The sequence below is a fragment of the Bradyrhizobium sp. CCBAU 51765 genome, assembly GCF_015291725.1.
GTDB classification, from domain to species: Bacteria; Pseudomonadota; Alphaproteobacteria; order Rhizobiales; family Xanthobacteraceae; genus Bradyrhizobium; species Bradyrhizobium liaoningense.
In genome coordinates this window covers 1,447,635-1,474,415 of sequence record NZ_CP030038.1, presented here as the reverse complement: position 1 = coordinate 1,474,415, position 26,781 = coordinate 1,447,635, and the positions used below count along the sequence as shown (strand labels likewise).

General features: G+C 64.9%; 28 protein-coding genes. 11 read left to right on the top strand and 17 right to left on the bottom strand.

Translation table 11 applies throughout. The features are described from left to right. Positions 1-100 precede the first annotated feature (100 nt). Positions 101-997: a LysR family transcriptional regulator gene (locus tag XH96_RS06955; protein ID WP_194391674.1), complete on the top strand. Its 897-nt coding sequence runs from the start codon at positions 101-103 to the stop codon at positions 995-997. Between the two features lie 186 nt (positions 998-1,183). Here XH96_RS06955 and XH96_RS06950 read toward each other — a convergent pair whose 3' ends face one another. From XH96_RS06950 to XH96_RS06935, 4 genes are all read right to left on the bottom strand, one after another. Next, positions 1,184-1,810, bottom strand: coding sequence for a peptidoglycan recognition family protein (locus tag XH96_RS06950; RefSeq protein ID WP_194391672.1), 627 nt, complete (start codon positions 1,808-1,810; stop codon positions 1,184-1,186). A 135-nt stretch (positions 1,811-1,945) separates the two neighbouring features. Continuing rightward, positions 1,946-3,154, bottom strand: a complete 1,209-nt coding sequence (locus tag XH96_RS06945) for a GGDEF domain-containing protein (protein ID WP_194391670.1) — start codon at positions 3,152-3,154, stop codon at positions 1,946-1,948. A 733-nt stretch (positions 3,155-3,887) separates the two neighbouring features. After that, positions 3,888-4,499, bottom strand: a complete 612-nt coding sequence (locus XH96_RS06940) for a LysE family translocator (protein WP_194391669.1) — start codon at positions 4,497-4,499, stop codon at positions 3,888-3,890. 55 nt (positions 4,500-4,554) lie between these two features. Then, positions 4,555-4,929, bottom strand: a complete 375-nt coding sequence (locus XH96_RS06935) for a response regulator (RefSeq protein WP_194391667.1) — start codon at positions 4,927-4,929, stop codon at positions 4,555-4,557. A gap of 121 nt (positions 4,930-5,050) precedes the next feature. Between XH96_RS06935 and XH96_RS06930 the strand changes: the two genes are divergently transcribed. Beyond that, the gene (locus tag XH96_RS06930; protein ID WP_194391665.1) at positions 5,051-5,881 is read left to right on the top strand and encodes an SDR family oxidoreductase; all 831 of its coding nucleotides are present in this window, start codon (positions 5,051-5,053) and stop codon (positions 5,879-5,881) included. A gap of 176 nt (positions 5,882-6,057) precedes the next feature. Here XH96_RS06930 and XH96_RS06925 read toward each other — a convergent pair whose 3' ends face one another. Further along, positions 6,058-6,864 carry a lytic transglycosylase domain-containing protein gene (locus XH96_RS06925; RefSeq protein ID WP_194391663.1) on the bottom strand — a complete coding sequence of 269 codons (807 nt, stop codon included), beginning with the start codon at positions 6,862-6,864 and terminating at the stop codon, positions 6,058-6,060. A 160-nt stretch (positions 6,865-7,024) separates the two neighbouring features. Between XH96_RS06925 and XH96_RS06920 the strand changes: the two genes are divergently transcribed. The 3 genes from XH96_RS06920 (at position 7,025) to XH96_RS06910 (ending at position 8,779) form a co-directional block, all read left to right on the top strand. Next, a complete protein-coding gene (locus tag XH96_RS06920; protein ID WP_194391662.1) occupies positions 7,025-7,555 on the top strand; it encodes a hypothetical protein in 531 nt (176 codons plus the stop codon). Positions 7,556-7,701: 146 nt separating this feature from the next. Next, the gene (locus XH96_RS06915; RefSeq protein ID WP_194394059.1) at positions 7,702-8,040 is read left to right on the top strand and encodes a hypothetical protein; all 339 of its coding nucleotides are present in this window, start codon (positions 7,702-7,704) and stop codon (positions 8,038-8,040) included. 502 nt (positions 8,041-8,542) lie between these two features. Continuing rightward, positions 8,543-8,779: a hypothetical protein gene (locus tag XH96_RS06910; protein ID WP_194391660.1), complete on the top strand. Its 237-nt coding sequence runs from the start codon at positions 8,543-8,545 to the stop codon at positions 8,777-8,779. 113 nt (positions 8,780-8,892) lie between these two features. Here XH96_RS06910 and rpoD read toward each other — a convergent pair whose 3' ends face one another. Next, complete coding sequence (rpoD, locus tag XH96_RS06905) at positions 8,893-11,037, bottom strand: RNA polymerase sigma factor RpoD (protein WP_028178715.1); 2,145 nt, start codon at positions 11,035-11,037, stop codon at positions 8,893-8,895. Positions 11,038-11,412: 375 nt separating this feature from the next. After that, positions 11,413-13,434, bottom strand: coding sequence for a DNA primase (dnaG, locus tag XH96_RS06900; protein ID WP_194391658.1), 2,022 nt, complete (start codon positions 13,432-13,434; stop codon positions 11,413-11,415). 204 nt (positions 13,435-13,638) lie between these two features. On the opposite strand from dnaG, the gene XH96_RS06895 reads away from it, so the two are divergent. Continuing rightward, positions 13,639-14,202: a chlorite dismutase family protein gene (locus XH96_RS06895; RefSeq protein ID WP_194391656.1), complete on the top strand. Its 564-nt coding sequence runs from the start codon at positions 13,639-13,641 to the stop codon at positions 14,200-14,202. Here the strand turns inward: XH96_RS06895 and XH96_RS06890 are convergent. Beyond that, positions 14,148-14,597: a gamma-glutamylcyclotransferase gene (locus XH96_RS06890; RefSeq protein WP_194394058.1), complete on the bottom strand. Its 450-nt coding sequence runs from the start codon at positions 14,595-14,597 to the stop codon at positions 14,148-14,150. The two genes, XH96_RS06895 and XH96_RS06890, sit on opposite strands and share 55 nt — an antisense overlap. A gap of 76 nt (positions 14,598-14,673) precedes the next feature. Between XH96_RS06890 and XH96_RS06885 the strand changes: the two genes are divergently transcribed. Then, positions 14,674-15,477, top strand: a complete 804-nt coding sequence (locus tag XH96_RS06885) for an N-formylglutamate amidohydrolase (protein ID WP_194391654.1) — start codon at positions 14,674-14,676, stop codon at positions 15,475-15,477. A 3-nt stretch (positions 15,478-15,480) separates the two neighbouring features. Here the strand turns inward: XH96_RS06885 and XH96_RS06880 are convergent, their stop codons facing one another. After that, on the bottom strand, positions 15,481-16,101 hold the full coding sequence (locus XH96_RS06880; RefSeq protein WP_194391652.1) for a LysE family translocator: 621 nt from the start codon (positions 16,099-16,101) through the stop codon (positions 15,481-15,483). Between the two features lie 145 nt (positions 16,102-16,246). Between XH96_RS06880 and XH96_RS06875 the strand changes: the two genes are divergently transcribed. Together XH96_RS06875 and XH96_RS06870 are read left to right on the top strand one after the other, a co-directional pair. Beyond that, positions 16,247-16,561, top strand: coding sequence for a helix-turn-helix transcriptional regulator (locus XH96_RS06875; RefSeq protein WP_028178721.1), 315 nt, complete (start codon positions 16,247-16,249; stop codon positions 16,559-16,561). Positions 16,562-16,589: 28 nt separating this feature from the next. Continuing rightward, a complete protein-coding gene (locus tag XH96_RS06870) occupies positions 16,590-17,102 on the top strand; it encodes an SRPBCC family protein (RefSeq protein ID WP_194391650.1) in 513 nt (170 codons plus the stop codon). A gap of 18 nt (positions 17,103-17,120) precedes the next feature. Here the strand turns inward: XH96_RS06870 and XH96_RS06865 are convergent, their stop codons facing one another. After that, a complete protein-coding gene (locus tag XH96_RS06865; protein WP_194391648.1) occupies positions 17,121-17,297 on the bottom strand; it encodes a hypothetical protein in 177 nt (58 codons plus the stop codon). 380 nt (positions 17,298-17,677) lie between these two features. Between XH96_RS06865 and XH96_RS06860 the strand changes: the two genes are divergently transcribed. Next, complete coding sequence (locus tag XH96_RS06860) at positions 17,678-18,484, top strand: transglutaminase family protein (RefSeq protein WP_194391646.1); 807 nt, start codon at positions 17,678-17,680, stop codon at positions 18,482-18,484. A gap of 99 nt (positions 18,485-18,583) precedes the next feature. Here XH96_RS06860 and XH96_RS06855 read toward each other — a convergent pair whose 3' ends face one another. Next, on the bottom strand, positions 18,584-19,357 hold the full coding sequence (locus tag XH96_RS06855; RefSeq protein WP_194391644.1) for a DUF2189 domain-containing protein: 774 nt from the start codon (positions 19,355-19,357) through the stop codon (positions 18,584-18,586). 233 nt (positions 19,358-19,590) lie between these two features. Here XH96_RS06855 and XH96_RS06850 point away from each other — a divergent pair, with 233 nt between their 5' ends. Further along, complete coding sequence (locus XH96_RS06850; protein WP_194391642.1) at positions 19,591-21,822, top strand: ATP-binding protein; 2,232 nt, start codon at positions 19,591-19,593, stop codon at positions 21,820-21,822. 1 nt (position 21,823) lies between these two features. On the opposite strand, the gene XH96_RS06845 is transcribed toward XH96_RS06850, so the two are convergent. The 6 genes from XH96_RS06845 to XH96_RS06820 form a co-directional block, all read right to left on the bottom strand. After that, complete coding sequence (locus XH96_RS06845; protein WP_194391640.1) at positions 21,824-22,267, bottom strand: hypothetical protein; 444 nt, start codon at positions 22,265-22,267, stop codon at positions 21,824-21,826. Between the two features lie 2 nt (positions 22,268-22,269). Beyond that, on the bottom strand, positions 22,270-22,638 hold the full coding sequence (locus XH96_RS06840; RefSeq protein WP_194391638.1) for a nuclear transport factor 2 family protein: 369 nt from the start codon (positions 22,636-22,638) through the stop codon (positions 22,270-22,272). Positions 22,639-22,712: 74 nt separating this feature from the next. Continuing rightward, the gene (locus XH96_RS06835) at positions 22,713-23,180 is read right to left on the bottom strand and encodes a MarR family winged helix-turn-helix transcriptional regulator (protein ID WP_194391637.1); all 468 of its coding nucleotides are present in this window, start codon (positions 23,178-23,180) and stop codon (positions 22,713-22,715) included. Between the two features lie 9 nt (positions 23,181-23,189). Further along, complete coding sequence (locus XH96_RS06830; RefSeq protein WP_194391635.1) at positions 23,190-24,800, bottom strand: acyl-CoA synthetase; 1,611 nt, start codon at positions 24,798-24,800, stop codon at positions 23,190-23,192. Positions 24,801-25,017: 217 nt separating this feature from the next. Then, the gene (locus XH96_RS06825; RefSeq protein WP_194391633.1) at positions 25,018-26,154 is read right to left on the bottom strand and encodes an epoxide hydrolase family protein; all 1,137 of its coding nucleotides are present in this window, start codon (positions 26,152-26,154) and stop codon (positions 25,018-25,020) included. Positions 26,155-26,302: 148 nt separating this feature from the next. Then, positions 26,303-26,758 carry a GatB/YqeY domain-containing protein gene (locus XH96_RS06820; protein WP_061880437.1) on the bottom strand — a complete coding sequence of 152 codons (456 nt, stop codon included), beginning with the start codon at positions 26,756-26,758 and terminating at the stop codon, positions 26,303-26,305. Between the last annotated feature and the right edge of the window lie 23 nt (positions 26,759-26,781).

The window sequence follows — 26,781 nt, the reverse complement described above, 5'->3', positions numbered from 1 at the left end:
GCCTTGCTTGCTCGGCACAGGCTATGATGACCGCCCATACTGCTGTAGGAGGCGCAGATACGGACTTTGGAAGGCGCACCGCGCGGTGCGGGATTGCACCATGATCGATTGGGATGACGTTCGCTTCTTTCTTGCCGTCGCGCGCGGAGGCTCGGTCCGGGCTGCCGCCGAGCGCCTCGGTGTGAACCACGCGACAGTGCTGCGACGCATCGCCCAGCTCGAGGAGCGCCTCGGGGTGCACATGTTCGAAAAGCTGCCTTCGGGCTACCGCCTGACGGCTGCAGGCGAGGAGGTCCTCGAGTTCGCGGACCAGATGGAAGCGTCGTCGCACCAATTGGAGACGCGCGTCTTCGGGCGCGACCAGAGCGTGCGCGGGCGTCTGCGGGTGACGTTGCCGCCGCCCCTCGCGACACACCTGCTCATGCCGGACTTCGCGGATTTCGCGCGTCTGCATCCGGACATCGAGATGGAAATCCTATCGTTCGGCGAGCTGGCAAATCTGACCAACCGGGAGGCCGACGTGGCGATCCGCGTCGTCTACGACCGCAAAACCCTGCCGCTCAATCTTCACGGCCTGAAGGGACCGGAGCTGTTCGGCGGCGTCTACATGTCCCGCGATCGACTCGCCGCGTGGCGTGCGGGCGCGCCTGATCCCATCCGCTGGATCGTCATCAGCATTCATGGAATTCCGGATTGGGCCAGCGAGGGTGAGGTTCGCACCACGGGGGTTCCATTCAGGACCAGTGACGCCGGGGCGCAGATCGTTGCTGTACGGCAGGGGCTCGGGATCACGACACTGCCTTGCTTCGTCGGCGATGCCGACTCCCTGCTGGTGAGGGTGCCGGGCACTGACCTGCACATGTACGGAACGGTTTGGCTTCTCACACAGGGAGAGACACGCAAGACGAAGCGCGTGCGGCTGTTCAGGGAGTTCGTATCCCGCAGGCTCGCCGCGTACGCTCCGCTTCTCGCGGGGCTCTCTACATCGCGCGACTGACCGGCAGCTCGCCCGCGGCGCTTTGCGGTGGACAAGGCCTGCAAGCGCATATCCCAACGCCGACATGTGGCCGATATCAATGGTCTGCAGGTCCATCTCGCGCTAGCGCCCCTTGAAGCGCATCGCTCTCGATGGCCGTCCGGCATTGGTGGTTTCGGCCTCCGATTGCCGGACGTGCCTGTTCGACTACTCCCCCCACTCCCTCGCCATCGTCGCGAGCGTGCACCCCTCGCAATAGCGCGAATCCTTGTAGTCGATCCAGTTGTGCGCATAGACGCGGTCGAGCGGGATGCCGTAGCGCGCGCGCAGCACCTGCACGAGGATCTTCCACGCCGCGACCTGTGCTTCGGTCGGGCCCCTCGTCACGTCGGGATAGTTGCCGGCGAACTCGACGCCGATCGAGTTGTCGCGCACCACCTGGCGGTAGGTCGAGCTGTTGTCGATGTACTTGCTGTCGTTGCGGTTGGCACCGTCGCCGTGGGTCGGCACCAGATTCTCGGCGACCGCCCAATAGACCGTGCCGTCGGTCTCGACCCACACCGTGACGCCGCGCCGTGTCGGGTTCTTCGCCTGCGCTTGCGCGCCGCCGCGCGCCGAGCCCGCAGGTCCCTCGGTCTGGTGCACGATGATGTTGCGCCAGGGCTTGGCGTTGCGGACGTCGCCCCATGGCGCCAGCCAGACGATCTTCAAGCCGGGGATGTCGGGCGTGCCGGAGGCGCGCGCGAGCTTTGCGAGCTCGGCGTTGGTGGCGGCGGCAGGAGCGATCAGAAGGAGAGCGGCAAAAACGGCCGCGGGCCGGCGAAACATCATCATGCGAGGTCCAATGCGACCCGAGGCTACAGCATCATCCGGACAAGTGTGCAGCGGTTTTCCGGAAAGATCATGCTCAAACAAGCAACCTGAAGCGCGATGGCGATTCATCCTGATCGCGGCGCGCCTTGGCAGACTTTACGCGAATTTCCTCAACGCCTCGATCAACTCCGGCGAAAGCGGCGGGGCGGGATCATGGATCGCGAAATCGTTCTTGCCGTTCTTCTTGGCGGCATAGAGGGCATGATCGGCATTGGCCATCAGGCGATCCGGGAATTCCCCGATGTCGCGGTCCCACTGCGCGACGCCGATCGAGATCGCGATCGGAATCTCGCTTCCGGTGCAGGTGGCGGCATCCTGACGGCAGACCTCGATCACGCGGCGGGCGATCGCGGCAGCCTCGCGCAGGGACGAGGACGGCAGCACGATGCAGAACTCGTCGCCGCCGGTGCGGGCGAGCATGTCGCCGGGCCGGAGGCGCGTCTGCGCCATCAGGGTAAAGTGCTTCAGGCAGGCATCGCCGGCGGCGTGGCCATGGGTGTCGTTGATGGTCTTGAAGCCGTCGAGATCGATCAGCAACAGAGAGAACGGCGCGCCGCTTCGCGCCGAGCGGGCGCATTCCTCGGTCAGGCGCTGCAAGAGATGCCGCCGGTTGGCGACCCCGGTGAGATCGTCGAGCAGCGCAAGGTCGGCAACCTCGTTGCGCAACCGCTCGATCGCCATCAGCAGGCAGGCGAAATTCCAGCCCATGGCCAGGAACACCAGGAACAGGATCATCACGGCCTGCAGGCCGTTGAAATTGATCGCGGTGATGGCGCCGCCATAGCCGAGCAGCGCCGCGCCGGAGCGGACGACGTGAATGGACAGGAGCAGCAATCCGACGATCGCAGCGAGGCGAGCGCCGGGATTTTCCCGCCCGTTCTGCTCGCCGAGGAGCAGCGGCAGCGTCAGCAGGATCGGCGTCGATTGCGCCAGCGAGTAGATCACGACCCGCATCGGCATGTTGTCGACGACGACCAGGAAGAAGGCGAGGCCGGCGCTGCAGAGCAGCGAATGGACGATCGCCGCCGGCCAGGACACCGGCCGGTGATAGAACCGGATCACCCCCATGCAGGCGAGCCAGGAGGAGAAGATCATCAGGCCGCCGCCGCCGATCAGCGGAAAGCGCGGATCCATCACGTCGCGCAGCATCGAGATCGCCGCGCCTGCTGCAGCCAGCACCGCCGCCGCCGTCCAGTACCGCGCCGCCTCGAATTTGGGGTAGGCGCGCGCCACATAGGCCCAGACCAGGCCGAGCGCCAGGAAGTTGATGACGATGACGGTCCAGAGTGTCGGCACGCTCAGCATGGCGACTGCGGGACGCGCATGGTCCCGCCCTCTTCGTTTGGCAACTGCCCGTACATACCCGCCCCCGTGTTCTTGCGGGCGATCATGTGCGCGGCGCGCTTAATGGAGTCTCACCGCAATCGTGCAAAGTCGGGCATTGGTTTTGGATTGATGAATCGACGAAACGGATTGCGGCATCGTTAATCAAACCTTGCTGCGGAGGAGCAGGCGCCGCCGCGGGAGCGCGGCGAGGCGGATTCGCGGCCAAAAATCACCCGAAAATGCATCTGAGCTGTGGATAACGCAATGACGGAGATATGACAGCGCGGGGCAGCCGGCTCCGAATCTGCTGAGTTTGTCATCGAGGATGTTGCGAGGCTGGCCCTCCGCCGAGCATCCCTCGTGTCGCGTTCCACCATTAAACCCTTGAGAGGATACTATGGCTAAGAAAGCGAAGAAGGCGGCGAAGAAGAAGGCGAAAAAGGCCAAGAAGGCGAAGAAGAAGTAACGAGGCTTCTGTTTCTTTGCCCGGGTGGAGTCTCGCTCCGCCCGGGCGTCGGGTCGGATCGGACGGGTTTGATGGTGGCGGGCGCAAGGCCCGCTTTTTTATTGGGTGAGTGTTCGAGGCGTACCCGCTCTGACAGCGTCATGGCCGGGCTTGTCCCGGCCATCCACGCCTTGCCGCACAGTCCGAAGAACGTGGATGCCCGGGACAAGCCCGGGCATGACGACCTTTCGAGAGGTGAAGAAGAACCTACCGCTCCGAAAACGCGAGCTTGGCGCCGAGCGCGGCAAATCCTGCGGCAAAGCTCCGCCGCAGCCAGGCCATGACGCGGGGACGGGAGATGACGCGCTCGCGCACCGAGGCGGCGCACAGGCCGTAGAGGACGAACACCGCAAACGTCATCGCCATGAAGGTGCCGCTCAATTCCAGCATGCGCGCCAGCACATGGGCCTCGTCCGCCGCGATGAACTGCGGCAGAAAGGCGAGGAAGAAGATCGACAGTTTCGGATTGAGGATGTTGATCAGGAAGCCGGTGACGATGACGCGGCCGCTCGACCGCTCCTTGATCTCGCCGTCAACCGCGAGCGTCCCCGTCTCGCGCAGCGCCTGCCAGGACATATAGAGCAGATAGGCGACGCCGGACCATTTCAGCACGGCGAAGGCGAGCGCGCTGGTGTGGAGCACAGCGGCAAGGCCGAGCATCGCCGCCACCATGTGCGGCACGATGCCGAGCGTGCAGCCGAAGGCGGCCGCCATGCTGGCCCGCGAGCCGCGGGTCAGCGCCGAGGCGAGCGTGTAGAGCACGCCGGTGCCGGGTGATGCGACCACGATGAGCGACGTAAGCAGGAAAGACAAGGTCATGAGGGGACCTTACCACCGCGGCTCGCGGCGAGAAAGCGAGCCGGCGGGAGAGCCGTCAGGACAGCTGAGCGATCTCCGCCTCGCGCAGCACGTCGAGGGGCGCCCAGGGTTTGGCCCAGAACTTGGCGCCATCGGGCAAGGGCTGCTTCAAGGGGCGACCGGAGGTGACGACGACGTCGAGGTTCGGATTGCGGTGCTTGGCGACGTGCGCGAGCTCGACGCCGTTCATGCGGCCGGCAAGCTGGACGTCGGTCAGCATCAGACAGAGCGCGCCGGCGCTCTTGTCGAGGACGCGCTCGGCGGCCTCCGCGCTTTCGCACTGGATGACCTGGTAGCCGCTCTCTTCCAGGAGAACGCAAAGCATCTCCCGCTGCATGACGTCGTCTTCAACGATCAGCGCTGTCGCGCGAAACGGCTCTGCTTGTCCCATCGGCGGCTCCCAATGCATGCCTCCATAACGCATGTTAAAAACCGAGGCCGGCAACGGTTCGGTTTCATTCCAAAAAAAAGTACCCCATAGTTCCGCGATCGGGGACTTGACGGGGGAGTTCATGACGACGATTCGGGGGGCTGCCGCCATCACGGGAGCGGCGAGCGGCATCGGCAGGGCGCTGGCCCTCGAGCTGGCGCAGCGCGACTGCGATCTCGCGCTGGCCGATCGCGACGAGGCCGGATTGAAGGCGCTCGCCACGGAGATCGGAACAACACGCAAGGTCAGCGTGCATCGCGTCGATGTCGGCGAGCCCGCCGACATCGTGCGGTTCGCGAGCGAGGCGACCACCGCGCATCCCGCCCTCGGCATCGTCGTCAACAATGCCGGCGTGGCGCTCATGGGCTCGTTCGAGGAGATCGACCAGGCGCAGATGGACTGGTTGTTCGACATCAATTTCTGGGGCGTGGTGCACGGCACGCGCGCCTTCCTGCCGCATCTGAAGACGAGGCCAGAGGCGCACATCGTCAATCTCTCCTCGATCTTCGGCATCATCGCGCCGCCGGGGCAAGCGGCCTATGCGGCGGCAAAGTTCGCGGTGCGCGGCTTCTCGGAGAGCCTGCGGCATGAGCTTTCGGCGGCAGGAAGCCCGGTGAAGCTGTCGGTGGTCCATCCCGGCGGCGTCGCCACCGCGATCGCGCGCAACGCGCGCACCGGGGTCGGCGTCACCGACAATGCCCGCCGCGCGCAATCGATCGAGCGGTTCGAGAACGCAGCGAAGACCACGCCCAAGGATGCCGCGCTGCGCATCATCAGGGGCATCGAGAAGAACGAGCCGCGCATCCTGATCGGCAACGACGCCCGCTTCATGGACCTGTTGCAGCGCTTCCGCCCGGGAACGTACTGGGCGCCGCTGCAACGGCGGCTGGAGAAGATGGCGAAGGGAGCGTAGGCGCGTGGCGCTTCACCCTCCCCTGGAGGGGGAGGGTCGGCTCACATTGAGCGCAGCGAAATGTGAGACGGGGTGGGGTGACAGTCCCTCCACGGAAGCACTGCCCGATTGGAGAGATCACCCCACCCCGCTCGCGCTGCGCGCGATCGACCCTCCCCCTCCAGGGGAGGGTGAAGTCACTGCCCCGCCAGCCGATCGGCGAAATACCCGATCGTCTTGCGATAGACCACGGCCCTGTTCCACTCCCGCATCGCCTCGAAATTCGGCGTGCCTTCGCCATAGGGCTGGCCCATCTTGAAGCCGTTGGTGTGCAGGAGGTTCGCGGTCGAGGCGAGCACATCGGGGACGCTGTGGCGGAGATCGACGTGGCCGTCGCCGTCGAAATCGACGCCGTACTTGATGTAGGACGACGGCAGGAACTGGGTCTGGCCGATCTCGCCGGCATAGGCGCCGATGAGGTCGCGCAGCGGCAGGTCGCCGCGCTGCACGATCTTGAGCGCGGCGAGCAGCTCGCCTTGGAACAGGTCGGTGCGGCGGCAATCATGCGCGAGCGTCGCCAGCGTGCGGACCACCGGCAGCTTGCCGGTGTCGCCCTTGCCGAAATCGCTCTCCAGCCCCCAGATCGCGACCAGGATATGGCGCGGCACGCCGAACTGCTGTTCGATGCGTGAGAGCAGCGCGGCGTGACGCTGGAGCATCGCGCGGCCGCCATTGATGCGGCCGGGGCCGACACGTGTCGAGACGTACTGCTCGAAGCTCTTCTTGAAGGTGTAGCGCTGACGCCGGTCGAAGGCGAGCACGGCAGCGTCCTGGGTCACGCCGCCGAGCGCCGCATTGGTCACGCCCGCCGAGACGCCGGCGGCCTGTGCTTCCTGCGCCATGCTGGCGACAAAACTGTCGAAATCGCCGCCGCAACGGGCGGCCTGCGCCGACCCGCCGGCCAGACAAATGACGACGGCGGCGGCGAGAAGCGGTCTCAGCATGTGCAGCAGTTCCCCAAAATTCCTTGCGCGAAGCAGGCGGCCGATCATGCCCGGGAACACAGCGAGCGTCAAAGCGCAAGACCTTGAAGCGCAAGGCTTGATCCGCATCAAGCCGTCTCACGCCGTGCTTTCTAGATTGAGGCAAACAGGAGAACCGCACATGACCGGAATCACCTTGACCGCCGAGCAGATCCGCAATGCCCCCGCCCCGGTGCGGCAATGGATCGAGCAGGAGGTGATGGCCACACTCGGGCTGGCGCCACGGACACCGGAGGCCGCGCCGCCACCACAGGCGGCCCATCTCGTCGCCTGCAGCGTGGAAGACATGGCCGGCGTGCTCGAGCACATCCGCGGCGTGCTTCCTGCGGTGAACGTGCTGTTCGAGCTCGGTCGCCCCGGCATCAGCTTCGGCCGCCCCGCGGTGATGACGTTCCGCCTGATGGACATCCTGCATCACACGCGCCTGCAGGATATCGGGCAGGTGATGACATGCCTTGAGATGATCAACCAGGCGCTGACCGAAGTGAAGAAGGACCCATCGGTTCGGTTCTGCGGCTTCGACAATGAGGGGCACTGCCTGATCGCGCCGCAGACGCAGGTGAGCATCGCAACGCTGTGGCAGACCATGATGGAACGGCAGCAAGCGGCGCAGGCGAGCGCGGCAGGCAACCGGGTGGCGCCGGCAGCGTGAGGTGGATGGTATCGCCAAAGACCACTGCTCGTCATTCCTGCGCGCGCGTAGCGCCCCGGAATGACGAGCGGAGAGAGTTGGCGCTACAATGCCGATGCCTGAGCAACCGTCAGTCACTGCATTGAGCCAGCATGAAGCGATCATCCATGCCCGACCACCAGCCTCAATCGACCCGCGCCCTCCTCCGCATCCCGCTGTTCCGCCTGCTCGCCATCAACCTCGCGATCGGCGCCTGCGCCGCCGCGCTGCTGGTCGGCGGCCTGCTCTGGCTCAATCCCGGACATCTGCGCGAGCTGATCTTCGCCGACCGCGCGCCCAGCGTGGCACTTTTCCTGCTGCTCGCCTCCTTCCTCATCACCTTCGGCTCGGCCGCGATGGGCAGTGCGATCATGGCGCAGGGGCACAAGGAGGACACCGACAAGGGTGGCAGCCACGGGCCGCGGCTCGCCCCGCAGGAATTGACGCAGCGCACACACACGCATTGAGATACGCGCCGGGAGGATGGCACCGGCTTTGCTTTGCGATCACGGAGCACGCAGGCTGGAATACGTGCAGGCCAACGCACGTTCCTACAGAGCGCGTCGCTCTCGCTGGGTCGCAAGAGCAAGCGAGTTGAACAAAATGATTTGGCAACCCGAACCATGTCTCGATGTATGGCCACGCCGCACATTGGAACAAACGCATATCTGATGCGCTCGCTGCGACATCGACACCACCACGATTTGCCTTGCCATCGCAGCGCGCCTTCTATAATATTCTATTTTAAGTTGTCGCCCTGCCAGCCCCGGGCGACGGTGAAGACCAAGATAAACGGCGGGCTTCGGGCCCGCCGTTTATTTGGAGACGAAGGTCTCCTCGAAGGGTCGCAGAAGATCTCTGGCTCCTCCCCGCATCAGGTACCTTCACAGCCGCGTCGAGCCTGCCGCGTTCGGTTACGCCGGTGGCGAAGTTATTTGACTGTGGCGCGATGATCGACGACAAGCCGCCATGGCCAAGAAACCCGGAACCAATCCCAAAGGCGAATTCGCCTTCTTCAACGTCGTCTATGAAGACGACTCCCAACGCTCCAATCGCCGCGTGCCCACTGAGTTGCTCGGCGGCCTCGACGGCGACGAACCCGCGCGCGGCTTCATCATGGAGCAGGACCGCGAGATCGCCGAAAAGAGCGGCCGCCCGCCGCTGGAGATCAAGCGGCTCGAGCGGGTCGGGGCGAAGAAGAAGTAGCGCGTTGGACGCGGGATACTCGAAGCTCCAACATAAACAAAAACGGCGGGCCTTCAGCCCGCCGTCTTCGTTTGGATGGATGCCCGGGTCAGGCCCGGGCATGACGATCCGAATCAATTATCCAAGAAGCTCCGCAGCTTCCTCGACCGCGACGGATGCTTCAGCTTCCTTAGCGCCTTCGCTTCGATCTGGCGGATACGCTCGCGCGTCACGCTGAACTGCTGGCCGACCTCTTCCAGCGTGTGGTCGGTGTTCATGCCGATGCCGAAGCGCATGCGCAGAACGCGTTCTTCGCGCGGGGTGAGCGAGGCCAGCACGCGCGTGGTGGTCTCGCGCAGGTTTGACTGGATCGCGGCGTCGATGGGGAGGATCGCGTTCTTGTCCTCGATGAAATCGCCGAGATGCGAATCCTCTTCGTCACCGACCGGCGTCTCCAGCGACAGCGGCTCCTTGGCGATCTTGAGGACTTTTCGCACTTTCTCCAGCGGCATGCCGAGCTTTTCGGCGAGCTCTTCCGGGGTCGGCTCGCGGCCGATCTCGTTGAGCATCTGCCGGCTCGTGCGCACGATCTTGTTGATCGTCTCGATCATGTGCACGGGGATGCGGATGGTGCGGGCCTGGTCGGCGATCGAGCGCGTGATCGCCTGCCGGATCCACCACGTGGCGTAGGTCGAGAACTTGTAGCCGCGACGATACTCGAACTTGTCGACCGCCTTCATCAGGCCGATGTTGCCTTCCTGGATCAGGTCGAGGAACTGCAGGCCGCGGTTGGTGTACTTCTTGGCGATCGAGATCACGAGACGGAGGTTGGCTTCCACCATCTCCTTCTTGGCCTGGCGGGCCTCGCGCTCGCCCTTCTGCACGGAGTGCACGATCTTGCGGAACTCGACGATCTCCAGGCCGGTCAGCGCGGCGAGCTGATGCACCTCGTGGCGAAGGTCCTTGATGCGGTCCTTCTCGTGATGGACGAAATTCTTCCAGCCTTTTGCGGACAATTTCGAGACGCGGTTGAGCCAGCGCGGATCGAGCTCCGAGCCGGTGTAGTTGCGCAGGAAGTCCTCGCGCGCGACGCCGTGGCTGTCGGCAAGCCGCATCAGGCGGCCCTCATGCGAGACGAGGCGCTTGTTGATGTCGTAGAGCTGCTCGACGAGCGAGTCGATGCGGGCCTGGTTGAGGCGCAGCGACTTCACCTCGACGATGATCTCGTCCTTGAGCTTCTTGTACTTGCGCTCCTGGTGCGGCGAGAGCGATTCGTTCTGGAGCTGGTTCTGGATGTCCTGCTCCTGAAGCTTGCGCAGCTTCTTGTAGCTGTCGGCGATCTTGTCGAAGATCTCGACCACCTTCGGCTTGAGCTCGGCCTCGATCGCCGCGAGCGACATCTGGTTCTCGAACTCGTCGTCGTCCATGTCGGCTTCGGCGGCGGCCTCGCCTGGATCCTTCTCCTCGCCGGCTTCGGCGCCAGCGGCGGCAGGCGCGGCACGGAACGGGGTCGGCGCCGGCGGCGCCGCAGGCGGCGCCACATGCGCGGGCGCAGCGGTGGAGACGGCGGCGGCCTCGCCGCCCTCGGCCGAAGCTTCACCGGCTTCGCCGCTCGGGCCTGCGATCATCGCGGTGTTCATGCCGCCCTTGGCGTCCGGGCCGGCATAGGTCGCTTCGAGATCGATGATGTCGCGGAGGAAGATCTTGCCTTCGTTGAGCTCGTCGCGCCAGATGATGATGGCCTGGAAGGTCAGCGGGCTTTCGCACAGCCCTGCGATCATCGCCTCGCGGCCGGCCTCGATGCGCTTGGCGATCGCGATTTCGCCTTCGCGGGAGAGCAGCTCGACCGTGCCCATCTCGCGCAGATACATGCGCACGGGATCGTCGGTGCGCTCGCCCGGCTCGCTCTTCTTGACCTCGGTGACGGCCTTCTGGGTGACCTCGACGAGCTCGTTATCGGTCTCGTCGTCGGCCTCGTCCTTCTCCTCCTCGCCTTCGGTGTCGTCGGCTTCGGTGACGTTGATGCCCATGTCCGAGAGCATCGACATGATGTCCTCGATCTGTTCGGGCGAGGTCTGGTCGGACGGCAAGACTTCGTTGAGCTGATCGAAGGTCACGAAGCCGCGCTTCTTGGCCTGCTTGATCATCTTCTTCACGGCGGCGTCGGACAGGTCGAGCAAGGGCGAGGGCGCGTCCTGGGAGTCCTTCTCCGGCGCGTCCGCTGCCTTGTCGTCCTTTTCCTTGTCCTTCGCCTGCAGCGTCTTTGCCTTGGTGGCCATCCATTGCTCCTAAACGCGCTTCATGCGAGACGCCCGCCGCGCCTGCCTGAATTCACTTGAACCTGTTGCTCGACGCTCTCGCTTCGGCAGCTCTCGACACGGAAAGGGCGGCGCACAAACCTCTCGCCACCCCCAACTTTCTCTCGCCGGAATTGCCTAACGCTTCGTCAGCCTCTTTGTCGCGGCGGATGCAGGTGTAGTGCCAACAGCGATTGCGCGGATTCATTCCTGACGCGTCTGTTCTGCCTGCGGCCGCCTCTGGGCCAAAGTGCTACAAGACCGTTAAGCCTCGATTAACCCTGTTTCTGCCGCCAAACCTTGGATTTGGCGAGTCTTTTAGCGGTTCCGGCCCCGTCCGTCCGCATGATTCTTTCATCACACGCTCTTCTGAAGCCGGCCCGACAATTCGCCAAAACCCTCGATCAGGGCCTCGGTGCCGTCGACCTCGGCCATCCGGGCCTTGACGTCACGCAGCCACGCCAAATTGGCCTCGCTGGGGTCCTCCCCCAAGGCCAGCTCAGCGTCCTTCAGCTCCCTAAGTAGTGAATGCCATTGCCGATGCAAGACAACGAGCTGGTGCCAGGTCGCAAGAACGTCATCCCGCGCCGCGCCTTCGCGGGCACCCCACACCGCCTGGGTCGTGATGCCGTTCTCAACCCTTTGAAGGGCCTGGGAAAATCCGCCCCGATCGAGATCGCTACGCATCTTTTCGGCCAGCTCGCCGGGTTCCGGCAAGTGGTGGTGGTCGTTGGCGAAGGCGGCGATGATGCCGGCCCGGAGCTTATGGGCCTCGGGATGGGCGAGTTCCAGGGCCGCGACCTCCTCGAGGTGCTCATGGAGCAGCCAGGGGTGGTTGATCAGGCATTGCAGGATCAGGGCTTCCCGGCGGGACATGGCGCTGCGCTGGCCCTTCATGATCGGGCTTGACGCCAGCTGGGGGCTCGCCGCCTGGTAGGGGCCGGACGGGAGCGGGGCCGGGCCGGGGGCGCCGCGGCGGCCGCCGCCAAATCCCAGGCCGCCAAACCCCTGGCCGCCGAATCGATTCGCGCTTCCCCCTGCCCTCGGCTGGAATGGCCGGCCGCCGCCGGAGCGGAAATTGCCCCGGCCGCCAAAGCCGCGCCCACCTTCCGGCGCGAAGGTGCGCTGCAGCCGCTCGACGAACTCGTCGCGATAATAGCGCCGCACCACCTCGTCACGGATGCCGTTCGTGAGCTCCTTGATGCGTGCTTCCAGCGCGGCGCGGCGCTCGGGCGTGGCGAAATTGCCGCCTTCGAGCTCGCGCGACCAGATCATGTCGGCGAGCGGACGGGCAGCTCCGATCACCTCCTCGATCGCGCCGCGCCCGCCGGAGCGCACGAGATCGTCGGGGTCCTGCCCCTCCGGCAGCAGCGCAAAGCGCAGGCTCTTGCCCGGTGCGAGGAAGGGCAGCGCGAGGTCCGCGGCACGATAAGCCGCCTTCTGTCCCGCGCGGTCGCCGTCGAAGCAGAGGATCGGCTCGTCCGCCATCTTCCAGAGCAATGCGAGCTGGCTCTCGGTGAGCGCGGTGCCGAGCGGCGCCACAGCGCCGGCAAAGCCCGCGGTGACCATGGCGATGACGTCGACATAGCCTTCGACGACGATCAAAGCGCTGCCGTCATGCGTGGCTTTGCGCGCGGTCTGGTGATTGTAGAGATTGTCGCCCTTGTGGAAGAGCGGCGTCTCCGGCGAGTTCAGGTATTTTGCCGGAACGTCCTTCTCCAGCGCACGTCCGCCGAACGCGATGACGCGGCCGCGCAGATCCGTGATCGGAAACATCACGCGATCGCGGAAGCGGTCGTACGGCACGGGGATGTCGTCACCCCCGATCAACAGGCCGGTCTCGACCATGTCGTCGACGGAGACGCCGAGCTTGCCGAGATGCTCCTTCAGCGCGAAGCGATCGGGCGGGGCATAGCCGAGGCGGAACTGCAATTGCGTCGCCGGCGAGATGGCGCGGTCGGCAAGGTAGCCGCGCGCCTTGGCGCCGAGCCGCGAGGCCAGCGTCTCCGCGAAAAACTTCGCCGCGAGGTCCATGACGTCGTGCAGCGACTTGCGCCGCTGCTCGTGCCGCGCCGCATCAGGGGTCACCGCCGGCAGCGGCAGGCCCGCCATGTTGGCGAGCCGCTCGACGGCCTCGGCGAACGGCAGGCCGTCGGTCTCCATCACGAAGGTGATGATGTCGCCGTGCTTGCCCGAGGAGAAGTCGTGATAAAAACCCTTCTGGTCGTTGACGTAGAAGGACGGCGTCTTCTCCTGCTGGAACGGCGACAGCCCCTTCCACTCCCGCCCCGCCTTCTTCAGCTTGACGCGCTTGCCCACGACTTCGGAGACCGAAAGCCGGGCACGAAGCTCGTCGAGGAACTGGGGCGTGAAGCGCATGGGCTGTGTGTAGCGCGAAACCGGGTGAGTCGGGCGAAGGATCAGGCATATAGGTGCGGGCTGGCCAGAAGTCAGGTTTGTCGGGCTTATACGCGCTGTTCACAGCCTGCCTTCCCTTCCGGTCATTCCGGGTTCGATGCTGCGCATCGCCCGGAATGACCGGAAAAGCTTGAATCCGCCCCGGTTCCACGCTTCCATACCCCCATGTTCAGGACCTTTCGAGGCGGCCAGAGCGGGGGCTGGCGGGTGACCTCGATTTCGCCTGTGACGGGCGAGCCCCTGCCCTTCGTGCCGGCGCTGTCGGTCACCGACAGCGAGGCCATCTCGTTGCCGCTGGTGCCCTCGCGCACGGCCTGGCGGCTGGTCGGCGTCGCGAGCAGCCTGCGCTACACCGAGCGGTCCGAGAAGCAGAAGCTCGTTGCCGTGCAGGCCGGCCTCGGCCGCATCGAGGCGACCAGCGCTGCGCTGATTCCGATCCGCAAGTCGCAGGCCTGGTGGGAGCTGACCCAGGAAGAGCGCCGCAGGATCTTCGAGGACAAGTCGCATCACATTGCGAGCAGCCTGCGCTTCCTGCCCGCGATTGCGCGACAGCTCTATCACTGCCGCGACCTCGGCGGGCCTTTCGACTTTCTCACCTGGTTCGAATTCTCTCCCGCGGACGCCGCACTGTTCGAGGAGCTGGTGGCAATGCTCAGGCAGACCGAGGAATGGGCCTATGTCGAGCGCGAGGTCGACGTGCGCATGGTGAAGGAAGTGCTGTCGGCCTGATGCTCGAGGAAGCGGCCCGACTCGATGCGCGGCAGACCGGTGACGGGCCAGTTGTAGACATAGGTCCAGGCCTTCTCGGGGGCGCCGTCGGCGCGCGCCACATCGACCAACTGGCGCAGATATTCGGTCGGCTCCGGAAACCCCTCGCCGCAGGCCTCGTACATGTCGAGCTCGCGCAGGAGCTCGCCCGCCACGTGCAGGCGGAAGAGCTCGCCATGGACGATGTCCGTCGGCGCGTCGGAGAGCAGCAATCCCGGATAGTGCTTCACCAGAACGAGCCGGCCGCGGCAGGTCGCTTCACCCAGGAATTCCGCATGGCCCGCGAGCAGCCGCGCCATCGGATGGTCGAAGCCGCGCATCAGGGTGCCGTAGACGAAGAGGCGATCGGAGCTCATGGTGTTCCAACGTTGCGACGACGGCGCGATACCGTTAATCCGTTTACACACGTTGTTCCTCCATAGGCAAATCAGGATGGCTTTCGACACAGCCGAGGCGACCGACCAATTGCTCGGCGAGGGCGACATTCCGCCCGTGCATGAGGTGAATGCGGCAGGCGCATCGCCCTTCCTGCTCACCGCGGATCATTACGGACGGGTGCTGCCGCGCGCGCTCGGCGATCTCGGCCTCGCGGAAGGCGAGCTTGTCAGGCACATTGCCTGGGACGTCGGCATCGCCGGTGTCGCCGAGCGGCTCGCGCGCATGCTGGATGCGCATCTGATCGCGCAGCGCTATTCGCGCCTCGTGATCGACTGCAATCGCCCGCCGGGCGCCGCGAGCTCGATCCCTGTGATCTCCGAGGCGACCGCGATCCCCGGCAACGAGAATCTATCGGCCGCGGCCAAGGAGATGCGCCGGCGCGAGATCTTCGATCCCTATCATGGCCGGATCGGCGCGGCGATCGATGCGCGCGGGCGGGCGGGCAAGCCGACGGTGCTGGTGGCGTTGCACAGCTTCACGCCCGTCTATCACGGCGATCCGCGGCCCTGGCACATCGGCACGCTCTATCACCGCGACACCGTGCTGCCGCGGCTGATGCTGCAGCACCTGCGGGGCGAGAGCGGCCTCGTCGTCGGCGACAACCAGCCTTATGCGGTGAGCGACGTCACCGACTACACCATCCCCGTCCACGGCGAGGCGCGCGGGCTGATCAACACCGGCCTCGAAATCCGCCAGGACCTGATCACCGACGAGACCGGCCAGCAGCAATGGGCCGAGCGGCTGGCGCGGATCCTGCGCGAGATCACAACAACGCTGCGCAAGGACGGAATGGCGTGATGCTCACTTCGCCCGTGTCAGCGCCAGCCAGATGCCGCCGCCGATCATGAAGCCGCCGGAGATGCGCGAGATCATCCGCGTGCGGCGTGCCGAGAAGAATTTTCGGGCGCGGCCTGCGGCGATGGCGTAGAGCGCATCGGTCATGACCGCCGTTACCATGAAGGTGGCGCCCAGCAGCGCGACCTGCGGAAAGTGCGGCTGGTTCATGTCCATGAACTGCGGAATGAAGGCGCCGAAGAACACCAGCACCTTGGGATTCGACAGCAGCACCAGGAATCCCTGCAGGAAGAAGCCGCCGCGCGGCGGCGGTGGCGGCGCCTCGAGATCGACGCCCTCGACCGGCGCCCAGATCAGCCTGATGCCGAGCCAGATCAGATAGGCGGCGCCGGCAAAGCGCACCCAGTCGAACCAATAGCCCATGGTTGCCATCAGCGAGGTCAGGCCGACCGCGACGATGCCGATCACGATGGCAAGGCCCGCTTGCGCGCCGGCAACGTTGGTGAGCGCCGCGCGCGTGCCGTGGCGCAGGCCGTTGGCGATGACGAGCGTGACGATCGGCCCCGGCAGCAGCGCCAGCGCGATACAGGCGGCGACGAAGGCGAGATAGGCTTGCATGGACATCATGGGAGGACTCGCTGCGGTTTGCGCGCATTAATGCATGGCGGAGGCGAGAACGGAAGCTCGCTCGTTCCTCTCCCCGCTCACTGCCGATCAGGCGCGAGAACGGCATGTTGACATGCAACTATTTGGTTGCCTATCATGCGCAACCATGGATGAAGTCTTCAGAGCGCTCGCCGATGGGTCGCGACGGTCGCTGCTGGACAGGCTTCACGCCAGGAACGGGCAGACACTGAACGAACTCTGCGAGGGCCTCGCGATGACGCGTCAGGCCGTTGCCAAGCACCTTGTCATTCTGGAGAAGGCCAATCTGGTCACGACCATCAGACATGGCCGCGAGAAGCTGCACTATCTCAACCCCGTGCCCATCCATCAGATCGGCGAACGCTGGATCAAGAAATTCGAACGCGGCAAGCTCGCTGCACTCAGCGAATTGAAGCGTCAGTTGGAGAAGCGCGAGGAATAGGCCTGCTCAACGAAGGATTTGATGCGCGATGGATCTCGACCAGTTCAAGCCGCTCACCGTCTACACGATCTACATCGCCTCCACGCCGGAGCAGGTGTGGCAGGCCCTGACGTCGGCCGAGTTCAGCCGGGAGTACTTTTCCGGGTTCGCGGTGGAGATGGAGCCCAGGCTCGGCGGCACGTTCATCGTGCGCGCGCCGGACGGATCGGAGCACATCGCGGGCAAAGTATTCGAATACGATCCGCCCAAGAAGCTGACGGTGACCTGGAACGTCAACTGGCCCGACCTCGTCGAGAAACTCGGCACCACGCTCGTCACCTACGAGATCGAGCCCGCCGGCGAGGCCGTCCGCCTCACCCTGAGCCAGCGTCATGATCGTCAACTCAGCGAAGACATCCTCTCAGGCGGCCGCACCGGTTGGCCCGCAATCCTGTCGGGGCTGAAGAGCCTGCTGGAGACGGGCAAGGCGCCGCAGATCAAGATGTCGCCGCCAGTCAAGATGCTGGAAGCATTGAAGGCGATGGGGATCAAGATACCGTAGCAGCCGGACTCCGCCGGCTCATCGCTTCTTGGTCAGCGGCGGGTGAATCTCGTCGATCTTGCGACGGCAATCCGCTTCGGACTCGTGCGGGCCCGAGACAAAGGTCCCGCTGACCTTGATCGCGTACCAGCCGGACTCAACTCCGAGCCGGAGCGCTTCGTCTGTCTTGACCTGCCGTGGAGAGAGAATTTGCATCTGGTGCTTTCGGTTGGTGTTCGAACTCAAATCGAACCGCGGTGACGTTTCAGGCAATGCAGGAGGCGCCCGTTCCCCCGCCGAAACGGGCAATGCACAAAACGACCGCCCCTACGGCGTCGCGATGTGCTCGCTCCCCGGTGCGGGGAATGAGCCATCTCAGGTCGCCCGCGCACAGTCGAGGAGCTGCGTGTCCGCAGAAGCGACAGCCTTTCGAACGTTGCGGCACCGTGCGCGCATTCACGGCAATTAGCTATCGATTTCTCGCCCGCACGCGCTTTTAAGCGCCGATGCATCGCCCGAACGAAACAATGCCGGCGAAGGCTTGTGCTCGACCGCTTCGTAGCCATGTTAAAGGCGCAGCCAAGGGAACGCACCGCATGAAGCTCCGCGTCGGGTTCGAGATGCTGTACGAATTCCCGCAGCCGACGCCTATGATCACGGTGTTAGGCACGCATTTCACGCGCGCCTCCGATGTCATCGTACCCGACTTGCTCACCACCAGCCCTCCGGTGACCATTAGTCCCTATCGCGACCTCTTCGGCAATTGGTGCAGCCGCATCGTGGCTCCGCCCGGCGCCTTCCGCCTTGCCGCCGACGGCGTCATTCGCGACAGCGGCTTGCCCGACTCCGCGTTCCCTGACGCGTTTCAGCATGCCGTCGAAGCGCTACCGACCGAAACGCTCGTCTATCTGCTGGGCAGTCGCTACTGCGACACCGATCACCTGACGGATATCGCATGGAAGCTGTTCGAGAAGACGCCGCCGGGCTGGGCGCGGGTCCAGGCGATCTGCGATTTCGTTCATCATCACATCACGTTCGGCTATGAGCACGCGCGCGCAACCAGGACGGCACGCGAAGCCTACGAGGAAGGAAAGGGCGTTTGCCGCGACTATGCCCATCTCGCCATCGCGCTCTGCCGCTGCATGAACATCCCGGCGCGTTACTGCACCGGTTATCTCAGTGACATCGGCACACCGCAGCCATGGCCTCCAGGAGACTTCGCTGCCTGGTTCGAGGCGTACATCGGCGGAAGCTGGCGCATGTTCGATCCCCGCAACAATACACCGCGGATCGGCCGCGTGCTGATCGCGCAGGGACGCGATGCCGCAGACGTGCCGATCACCCAGACCTTCGGTCCGAATACTCTGGTCAATTTCAAGGTCTGGACCGACGAGGTTCCCTGATGGCGGACGCGCCCGCTGCGCTCTGCTTCGCAGGGACAAGGCGCGCCAGGCGAAATTCCACAAGCGCGTGAGCGCCTGACCGTTGCGACCGGCTCCCTCTCAGGCGGCCGGCGCCACCAGCCGCCGGTAGAGATGCCAGGTCGCATGCCCAAGCACCGGCAGCGTCACGATCAGCCCGAGAAAGTAGGGCAGCGCCGAGACGATCAGCAGCATCACGATCAGCGCGGCCCACGAGATCATCGGCAGCGGGCTCGCGACGACGGCACGTACGCTCGTCACCATGGCCGTGACGAAATCGACGTCGCGATCGAGCAGCAGCGGAAACGACACCACGGTCAGCGAGAACAGGATCAGCGACAGCACGGCACCGACCGCGTTGCCGATGCCGAGGAACAGCAGGCCCTCGTTGGTCGTCAGCACCACCGTCATGAACTCCTGCAAGCTCGAGAACGAGGCATTGAGGCCCAGCAGCAGCGCGATCAGGAGCCGCACCTGGTACATCCAGACCACGAACACGAACAACGTCACGAAGGCCATCCAGCCGATCTCGCTGCGCGAACGGATCGCCGACCAGATCGCACCGAATGAGACCGGCTCGCCACGCTCGCGGCGGCGGCTGATTTCGTAGAGGCCGATCGCCACGAACGGCCCGATCAGCGCAAAACCGGCGGCAAGGGGATAGACCAGATAGACCATGCCGAAGGCGGTGAGGCAGAGCATGATGGCGATGCCGCCGGCGGCGTAGAGCGCGCCGAAGCAGACACCGTAAAGAGGCAGCGCCTGGAAGTCGCGCAGGCCTTCGACCAGCGCCTCGGCTATGTCGGTCGCCGCCACGGGACGCACCACCGGATCGACCTTGCCCGAGATGGACATCAGCTTCCTCCGCAAACCGGCGCGTTTTTTCGTTGCGCGCTTGCCGCGATATTAGCGCCGCCACGCGGCGGCGCAACTTGATGCCGCCGGCGCGAAGAGAGCGGCGACGCGACGATGATCCCAATGCGAATCTCGGCCTTTGGTGCGATATTGACGACGATGACTATGGACGGGGCAGATGATCGTGCCTCAAATTGTACCTCCACCCTCGCCTGAGAGCCGATCGCCCACCGATGAGCCTGCGTACCCGGTTACTGATCCTCGTCATCGCGGCCATGCTCGTGCCGGCGATCCTGGTCGGGCTCCGTTTCGTGCAGAACCGGGCCAGTGAGATCGACGCGGCGCTGGCCAATCTGGTCGCATCCGCCGACGACATCGCGGGCGATTTGGACGAGAAGATCAAGGGCACCGCCCAGCTTCACTATGGGCTCGCCCGTGCCCGCGATCTCGACACACGCGACAAGGCGGCGTGCTCGGCATTTTTGTCTGATGTCCGCGAAGAATACCCGCAGTTCACGGGCATCCTGACCATCGATCCCGACGGCCGTCTGTTCTGCGACTCGCTGCGGACCAACCGCACGCTCGACCTGAATGACCGCGGCTATTTCAAGCAGGTGAAAGGTCTTCATGGCGTCGTCGCAGTGGAGCCGGTGTTCGGCCGGCTCACCGGGCTATCGGTGCTGCAGATCGCCTATCCCGTGCGATCGGAGGCGGGTGCGCTGAAATTCGTGCTGCTCGCCTCATTCAACCTCAACAAGTTCGTAGAATTTCACGACAAACGGCTGCTCGCCGAGAAGGACATCCTGCTGATCGACGCCAAGGGTACGGTGCTGGTCGCCCCCAAGGGCGGCGGCTGGAGTGTGCCCGTCGGCGGATCCATTGCAGGTTCCGACCTGTTCCGCTTTGCGGCGGCGCCCGATCGCGAGCCGTTTCGCGAGGTGAGCGACGGCGTGGGCCATACACAGATCTGGGCCGTTGCCCGCTCACCTTCGATCAGCAAGGCGGGCCTCACCATCCTGGTCGGCCGATCCAAGGACGGGCTGCTGGCGGCGGCCAATCGCCGGCTGTTGGAGGACACGGCAATCCTTGCCGTGGCTTCGCTTCTGTTGCTCGCCGGTGTCTGGATCCTCGCGACCGTGAGCGTCGGTCGCCAAGTCGGACGGCTCGCCGCCATGGCCAAGAGTCTCGGGCGCGGCGATCTCAGCGCGCGCATTCCGGAGCCCCACCCGGGCGGCGAACTCGGCGGATTGATGACGCTGCTCAACAGCACGGCCGAATCGCTCGAACAGCAGCGCGCCGCCATCGCGGATCTCAGCCACAAGCTCAGCCAGTCCCAGAAGATGGAAGCCATGGGCCAGCTCACCGGCGGCGTGGCGCACGATTTCAACAATCTCCTGACCGTCATTCTCGGCAACTCGGAGCACCTCGCCGACAGGCTTGCGGGCAACAAGGAATTGCAGCGGATCGCTGACGACATTGCGACCGCCGCCGAGCGCGGTTCCGACCTGACGCGGAGCCTGCTCGCCTTCGCGCGCAAGCAGCCGCTGCAACCGCGAGAGATCGACATCGCCGAGCAGGTGACCGGCATGAAGCAGCTTCTGCGGCGGACCTTGGGCGAGCACATCGACTGCAGCTTCACGCTCGCGCCGGATCTATGGCTCGCCAGCGTCGATCCCAGCCAATTGGCGATGGCCGTGCTCAACCTCGTGCTCAACGCGCGCGATGCGATGCCCGACGGCGGCAAGCTGATGGTCGAGGTACGAAACATCTCGCTCGGTGAATCCGACCTCGACGTCAACGGCGAGCCGCGGCCGGGCGACTACGTGATGCTGGCCGTGAAGGATACGGGGACCGGCATGAGCCGCGAGGTGTTGGGGCGCGCGTTCGAACCGTTCTTCACCACCAAGGAGGTCGGCAAGGGGACCGGTCTCGGCCTCAGCATGGTCTACGGGTTTGCGCGACAATCCGGCGGGCTGGTGCAAATGCAATCCGAACCAGGTCAAGGCAGCGTCGTCAGGCTGTTCTTTCCCCGCCTCGCGACACCGCCGAACGAGAAACCGCTGCCGGCAGAGCAGGTCGCCGCACCCGACGGACACGAGACGATCCTCGTCGTTGAGGACGACGACATGGTGCGAGCCTATGTCGAAAACGAGCTGAAGTCGCTCGGCTATCGCGTCATCGCGACATCGAACGGGCCCGCGGCGCTGGATGTGCTGCGCCAGCCCGGAGACATCCAGTTGCTGTTCACCGATGTCGTGATGCCCGGCGGCATGTTCGGACCGGAGCTGGCGAAGCAGGCAACCGGCCTGCGGCCTGGTCTCAAGGTTCTCTTCACCTCCGGCTACAGCCAGAGCCCCGTCAGGACGCCGGACCAGATCGGCGACGCCCGCATTCTGACCAAGCCGTTCCGGCGCAAGGATCTTGCTGCGATGCTGCGGGCCGCCCTCTCGGAGCCGTCGCGGTAGATCAGGCGCCGATCGCGAGTTGGAGCGCCACGCCGAGATTGGCCGCGAACAGGACCGCGTCGATGACGAAGATCCGGAGCATCGGGCCCTTCAACACGGGCCAGTAGGCCACCCCGACGCGGCCTCCGCGCATCAGCACCGGAACGTTATAGGCGAACTGGCTGAAATGGCAGGCGGCGAAGAACAGGAACAGCGCGAGCTGCGCTTCGCTCGGCTGGAAGAAAGATGGACGGGCGGCAAGAAGATAGAGCGACAGGAGCCCGATCGGCAGATTCATCCCGCCCAGGAACGCCACGCTGGCCGCCAGGGTCGGCGCGATCGGATTGCTGCGCTCTTCCCGTGGCAGCAGGATCTTCAACGTGTTGGCTTGCGCGATGCTGAACTGGATGAAGGCGCCGACGAACCAGAGCGTGTTGAGAAGCAGGACGAAATCAGAAACGTGCATCGTCATTTTCCATAGAAGGCTTCGCTGCGCACGACGCGCCCCGCTTCGTCGAAATCCATGAATTCGCTGGCGCGCGTGTCGCCGAGCTGCCACCACACCGTGAGGCGCGCGATGGTGTCGTCCCAGCTCCAGCTCAGGATCTTCAGGTCGGCGCGCTCGACGTGGCCATAGGCCTTCCGCCAGTAGGCACGGATGTTCTCAGCGCCGGTGACGACAGGAGAACCCGTCAGTGTGAGAGCGAGAGGGCTGCGCATCCGCGCATCGTCGGCGAAATGCGCGACGACCGCGTCGATGTCGACCCTGCACCAATTCGCGCACCATGCCGCGACAAAGCCTTCGGCAGTCGCGCGGCTCATTGCCTGTCCGCTCATGACACGGATCCTCCCTGGCAGGGAAAGTGGCAAAGCTCGCGCCTCATGTCAACCACGTTGACTTTAGAATTCCGTCAGTTGCTGTCGGCGATCGCCTCCATCACGCCCACCCACCCGGCCGCACCCGACGCCCCCACGCGATCGAACGCCTCGCGCAGCACCTTGCGCTCGTGGTCGGAGGCCCGCTGCTCGATGCGCCGCCCCGCTTCCGTCAGGCGCAGCAATTTCGAGCGGTGCTGCTCGGGCGAACGCTTCGACGTCACGAGCTTGCGCTCCACCAGCAGATTGAGCGGCCGGTTGAGGGCTTGCTTGGAAATACCAAGGATCTCGATCAGCGCGCCGATCGCGATGTCAGGCCGGCGCGCCACCACGTAGAGGATACGATGGTGCGGACGCGACAGGCCCTGCTTCGCAAGATATGCGTCGGCCTCCAGCGTCATCCCGCGCCAGCCGTAATACATGAGCTCGAGCGCAGCATCCAGATCGTGCAGCTTCGTCAGTGAGGCGCGGTGGAGTCCCGCAGCTTGAGGCGCCTTTGCCATTGCAGGAAGCTAGCCTCTTGCCCGCAGCTCGCGCCGCAGCACCTTGCCCGTCGCCGTCATCGGCAGCGTTTCGGCAAACGCGACGAAGCGCGGATATTCGTGGGCGGCGAGCTGCACCTTGACGAACTCCTGGATCTCGCGCGCGAGCGCGTCGCTGCCGGTAAAGCCCGGACGCAGCACGATCCAGGCCTTGATGGACTCTGTTCGGATCGGATCCGGAATGCCGACCACCGCCGCCATCGCCACCGACGGATGCTTCATCAGCGTGTGCTCGATCTCGGACGGCCCGACGCGATAGCCGGCGGTGGTGATGACGTCGTCCTCGCGGCTGACGTACCAGAAATAGCCGTCCTCGTCCTGCACGCCGAGATCGCCGGTCAGGAGGAACTCGCCGGCATATTTCTTCGCCGTCGCCTCCGGATTTCGCCAATATTCGAGCATGGTGACGGGGCATGGCTGGCGCACGCCGATAATGCCGCGCTGCCCGCGCGGCAATTCCTCGCCCCTGTCGTCGACGATGCGGACGTCGAAGCCCGGCGTGGCCTTGCCCATCGAACCGGGGCGGATCGGAAACAGGTTCGAGTTGCTGCCGATCACGAGATTGCACTCGGTCTGGCCGAACACTTCATGCGCGTCGATGCCGAAGGTCTCGCGCACCCAGCCGAGCAATTCGCCGCCCAGCGACTCGCCGCCCGTAAAGATGCTGCGCAGCTTGACGCCGGAGTGCTTCACGCCGGCCTGCCGCATCAGCTTCAGCGCGGTCGGCGGCAGGAAGACGTTGCGCACGGAAAGATCGGCCATCATCTGCATCGCCGCCTGCGGCTCGAATTTGCGTGCGCGGTGACCGACGAGGGGAATGCCGTGATACCAGAACGCGAACAGGCCATTGATGAGCCCGCCGATCCAGGCCCAGTCCGCCGGCGTCCACATGAGATCGCCGGGGCGCGGCAGGAAGTTGTGACACATCTCCACGTTCGGCAGATGACCGAGCACGACGCGGTGCGCATGCAGCGCCCCCTTCGGATTGCCCGTCGTGCCCGAGGTGTAGATGATCAGCGCAGGATCGTCGCACGAGGTGTCGATCCGCGCGAAGTCGGGCGATGCGGCCTTCACCGTATCCCAGAACGACGTCGTTCCCGCCGGCGCGCGCCCGCCAACCACATAGATCGTCTTCAGGGCGGGCAGACGATCGCGAATTTTTGCGAGCTTCTCCCAGCCGCCTTCGTCGGTGACGATGGCCTTCGCCTCCGAATTCGACAGGCGGAATTCCAGCGCGTCCTCGCCGAACAGCGCGAACAGCGGGATCGAGATCATGCCGGAGCGGAACGCCGCCGTATGCGCGATCGGCAATTCCCGGGACTGCGACAGGAACACCGCGACGCGGTCGCCACGGGAAAGCCCGTCCGCCTTCAGCACATTGGCGAAGCGGCGCGACATCTCGGCGATCTCGTCGAAAGAGGTGCGGCTGGTGGCGCCGTTCTCGTCGACATAGATCAGCGCAAGCCGCCCCGCGCCGTCGGCATGGCGATCGCAGCACGCTTCCGCAATGTTGAAGCGCGCGGGGATGTCCCAGCGAAAATTGCGGTAGAGCTCGTCGTAGGTCTTTGCTTCGGTGAGCATGGGCCCTTGTCGTTTCCACAGTCTCGGTGTCATGGCCGGACTTGTTCCGGCCATCCACGTTCTTCTTGCTTCATCGCCAGTTTAGACACGTGGATGCCCGGGACAAGCCCGGGCATGACGATGCAGCGTCATTCCGGGGCGGTCCGCAGGACCGAACCCGGAATCTCGAGATTCCGGGCTCGACGCTGGCGCGTCGCCCGGAATGACAGCGAGAGAGCTATCGCACCGTCGCGAAGAACTTCCTGACATCGCGCACGAACAGCTCCGGCTGCTCGAAGGCGGCGAAATGGCCGCCCTTCTCCATCTCGCTCCAGTGGGTGATGTTCGGGAAGTTCGGCTCCATCCAGCGTCGCACCGGCGTAATGATTTCCTTGGGAAAGACCGCGACGCCCGTCGGCACCTTCACCACGGGCATGGTGCGGCGCTTGCCAAAGCTCTCCCAGTAGAGCCGCGCAGAGGAGGTCGCCGTCTGCGTTGCCCAATACAGCATGACGTTGTCGAGCAGCTCGTCCTTGCTGAAGATGTTCTCAGGGTGCCCGTTGCAGTCGGTCCAGGCCCAGAATTTTTCCAGGATCCAGGCCGCCTGCCCGCTCGGTGAATCCGTGAGGCCATAGCCGAGCGTCTGCGGGCGCGTGGACTGCTGCTTGGAATAGCCGGAGTCGAGATCGACATAGTGCTTGAGGCCGGCGAGAGCGCGCTTCTCCTCCGCCGTCGGCTCGCCCTCGACCTTGGGCGCCGCATTGAAGGCGAGCGTGATGTGGATGCCGGCGCAATGCGTGGGGTCCTGCGCGCCGAGCGAGGTCGTCACCGCCGAGCCCCAGTCGCCGCCTTGCGCGCCGTAGCGCGCATAGCCGAGCCGGTCCATCAGCTTTGCCCAGGCTGCGGCAATACGATCGACGCCCCAGCCGGTGGTCTTCGGCTTGGCGGAGAAGCCGAAGCCCGGCAGCGACGGACAGATCACGTGGAAGGCATCGGCAGGATTGCCGCCATGCGCGGCGGGATCGGTGAGCGGCGCGATCACTTTCTGGAACTCGACGATCGAGCCCGGCCAGCCATGGGTGATGATCAGCGGCAGCGCGGACCGTTCCTTCGAGCGCGCATGAATGAAGTGGATGTCGAGCCCGTCGATCTCGGTGGTGAACTGCTCGAAGCGATTGAGTTTTGCCTCGCGGGCGCGCCAGTCGTAATCGTCGGCCCAGTAGGCGCAGATCTCCCGGATCCATTGCAGCGGCGCGCCCTGGCTCCAGTCGTCCACCAGCTCGGCATCCGGCCAGCGGGTGCGGACGAGGCGTGACTTGAGATCGGAGAGGATGTCGTCGCTGATGTCGATGCGGAACGGTTTGATGGCGGTCATCGGTTGCCTCCCTTGTTCTTCTTGTCATTCCGGGGCGCGCGTAGCGCGAGCCCGGAATCCATTAAGCAACGGATTCAGCAGCGCGATGGATTCTCTGATGCGCAATTGCGCATCATAGTTCACGCCACGCGTGCCCCGGAATGACGACTTAGCCCGACAGCGCAGCCTTCACCAAGCCGCTGGCCTTGCCGAAGTCCATCTGTCCCGCGTATTTCGCGCGCAGCACGGCGATCACCTTGCCCATGTCCTTCATGCCGGCGGCGCCCGTCTCAGCGATCGCGTCCGCGATCGCCTTCTTCACGTCATCCTCCGACATCTGCTTCGGCAGGTAGGCCGAGATCACCGCGATCTCCTCGCGCTCCTGCGCGGCAAGCTCGGCGCGGCCACCCTTGTCGTAGAGCTCGACCGCCTCCTGGCGCTGCTTGATCATCTTCTGAAGCACCGCGAGGATGTCGGCGTCCGACAGCGGCGGCTTGCCGTTGCCGCGGGCATCGATGTCGGCATTCTTGATGGTCGAGTTGACCATGCGCAGCGTGGACAGCTTGCGCTCGTCCTTGGCCTTCATGGCCTCCTTGACCGCATTGTTGATGTCGTCGCGCAGCATGATCGTGATCCCTTCGAATATCC

Coding starts and splice junctions, on each gene's coding strand:
- XH96_RS06830 (WP_194391635.1), bottom strand. CDS start 24,800: ATGCTCACCGAAGCAAAGACCTACGACGAGCTCTACCGCAATTTTCGC.
- XH96_RS06825 (WP_194391633.1), bottom strand. CDS start 26,154: ATGACCGCCATCAAACCGTTCCGCATCGACATCAGCGACGACATCCTC.
- XH96_RS06945 (WP_194391670.1), bottom strand. CDS start 3,154: ATGCTGAGCGTGCCGACACTCTGGACCGTCATCGTCATCAACTTCCTG.
- XH96_RS06875 (WP_028178721.1), top strand. CDS start 16,247: ATGGATGAAGTCTTCAGAGCGCTCGCCGATGGGTCGCGACGGTCGCTG.
- XH96_RS06845 (WP_194391640.1), bottom strand. CDS start 22,267: ATGCACGTTTCTGATTTCGTCCTGCTTCTCAACACGCTCTGGTTCGTC.
- rpoD (WP_028178715.1), bottom strand. CDS start 11,037: ATGGCCACCAAGGCAAAGACGCTGCAGGCGAAGGACAAGGAAAAGGAC.
- XH96_RS06885 (WP_194391654.1), top strand. CDS start 14,674: ATGGCTTTCGACACAGCCGAGGCGACCGACCAATTGCTCGGCGAGGGC.
- XH96_RS06895 (WP_194391656.1), top strand. CDS start 13,639: ATGTTCAGGACCTTTCGAGGCGGCCAGAGCGGGGGCTGGCGGGTGACC.
- XH96_RS06855 (WP_194391644.1), bottom strand. CDS start 19,357: ATGTCCATCTCGGGCAAGGTCGATCCGGTGGTGCGTCCCGTGGCGGCG.
- XH96_RS06935 (WP_194391667.1), bottom strand. CDS start 4,929: ATGGGACAAGCAGAGCCGTTTCGCGCGACAGCGCTGATCGTTGAAGAC.
- XH96_RS06955 (WP_194391674.1), top strand. CDS start 101: ATGATCGATTGGGATGACGTTCGCTTCTTTCTTGCCGTCGCGCGCGGA.
- XH96_RS06915 (WP_194394059.1), top strand. CDS start 7,702: ATGCCCGACCACCAGCCTCAATCGACCCGCGCCCTCCTCCGCATCCCG.
- XH96_RS06835 (WP_194391637.1), bottom strand. CDS start 23,180: ATGGCAAAGGCGCCTCAAGCTGCGGGACTCCACCGCGCCTCACTGACG.
- XH96_RS06865 (WP_194391648.1), bottom strand. CDS start 17,297: ATGCAAATTCTCTCTCCACGGCAGGTCAAGACAGACGAAGCGCTCCGG.
- XH96_RS06840 (WP_194391638.1), bottom strand. CDS start 22,638: ATGAGCGGACAGGCAATGAGCCGCGCGACTGCCGAAGGCTTTGTCGCG.
- dnaG (WP_194391658.1), bottom strand. CDS start 13,434: ATGCGCTTCACGCCCCAGTTCCTCGACGAGCTTCGTGCCCGGCTTTCG.
- XH96_RS06950 (WP_194391672.1), bottom strand. CDS start 1,810: ATGATGATGTTTCGCCGGCCCGCGGCCGTTTTTGCCGCTCTCCTTCTG.
- XH96_RS06910 (WP_194391660.1), top strand. CDS start 8,543: ATGGCCAAGAAACCCGGAACCAATCCCAAAGGCGAATTCGCCTTCTTC.
- XH96_RS06920 (WP_194391662.1), top strand. CDS start 7,025: ATGACCGGAATCACCTTGACCGCCGAGCAGATCCGCAATGCCCCCGCC.
- XH96_RS06820 (WP_061880437.1), bottom strand. CDS start 26,758: ATGCTGCGCGACGACATCAACAATGCGGTCAAGGAGGCCATGAAGGCC.
- XH96_RS06870 (WP_194391650.1), top strand. CDS start 16,590: ATGGATCTCGACCAGTTCAAGCCGCTCACCGTCTACACGATCTACATC.
- XH96_RS06850 (WP_194391642.1), top strand. CDS start 19,591: ATGAGCCTGCGTACCCGGTTACTGATCCTCGTCATCGCGGCCATGCTC.
- XH96_RS06880 (WP_194391652.1), bottom strand. CDS start 16,101: ATGATGTCCATGCAAGCCTATCTCGCCTTCGTCGCCGCCTGTATCGCG.
- XH96_RS06940 (WP_194391669.1), bottom strand. CDS start 4,499: ATGACCTTGTCTTTCCTGCTTACGTCGCTCATCGTGGTCGCATCACCC.
- XH96_RS06860 (WP_194391646.1), top strand. CDS start 17,678: ATGAAGCTCCGCGTCGGGTTCGAGATGCTGTACGAATTCCCGCAGCCG.
- XH96_RS06930 (WP_194391665.1), top strand. CDS start 5,051: ATGACGACGATTCGGGGGGCTGCCGCCATCACGGGAGCGGCGAGCGGC.
- XH96_RS06925 (WP_194391663.1), bottom strand. CDS start 6,864: ATGCTGAGACCGCTTCTCGCCGCCGCCGTCGTCATTTGTCTGGCCGGC.
- XH96_RS06890 (WP_194394058.1), bottom strand. CDS start 14,597: ATGAGCTCCGATCGCCTCTTCGTCTACGGCACCCTGATGCGCGGCTTC.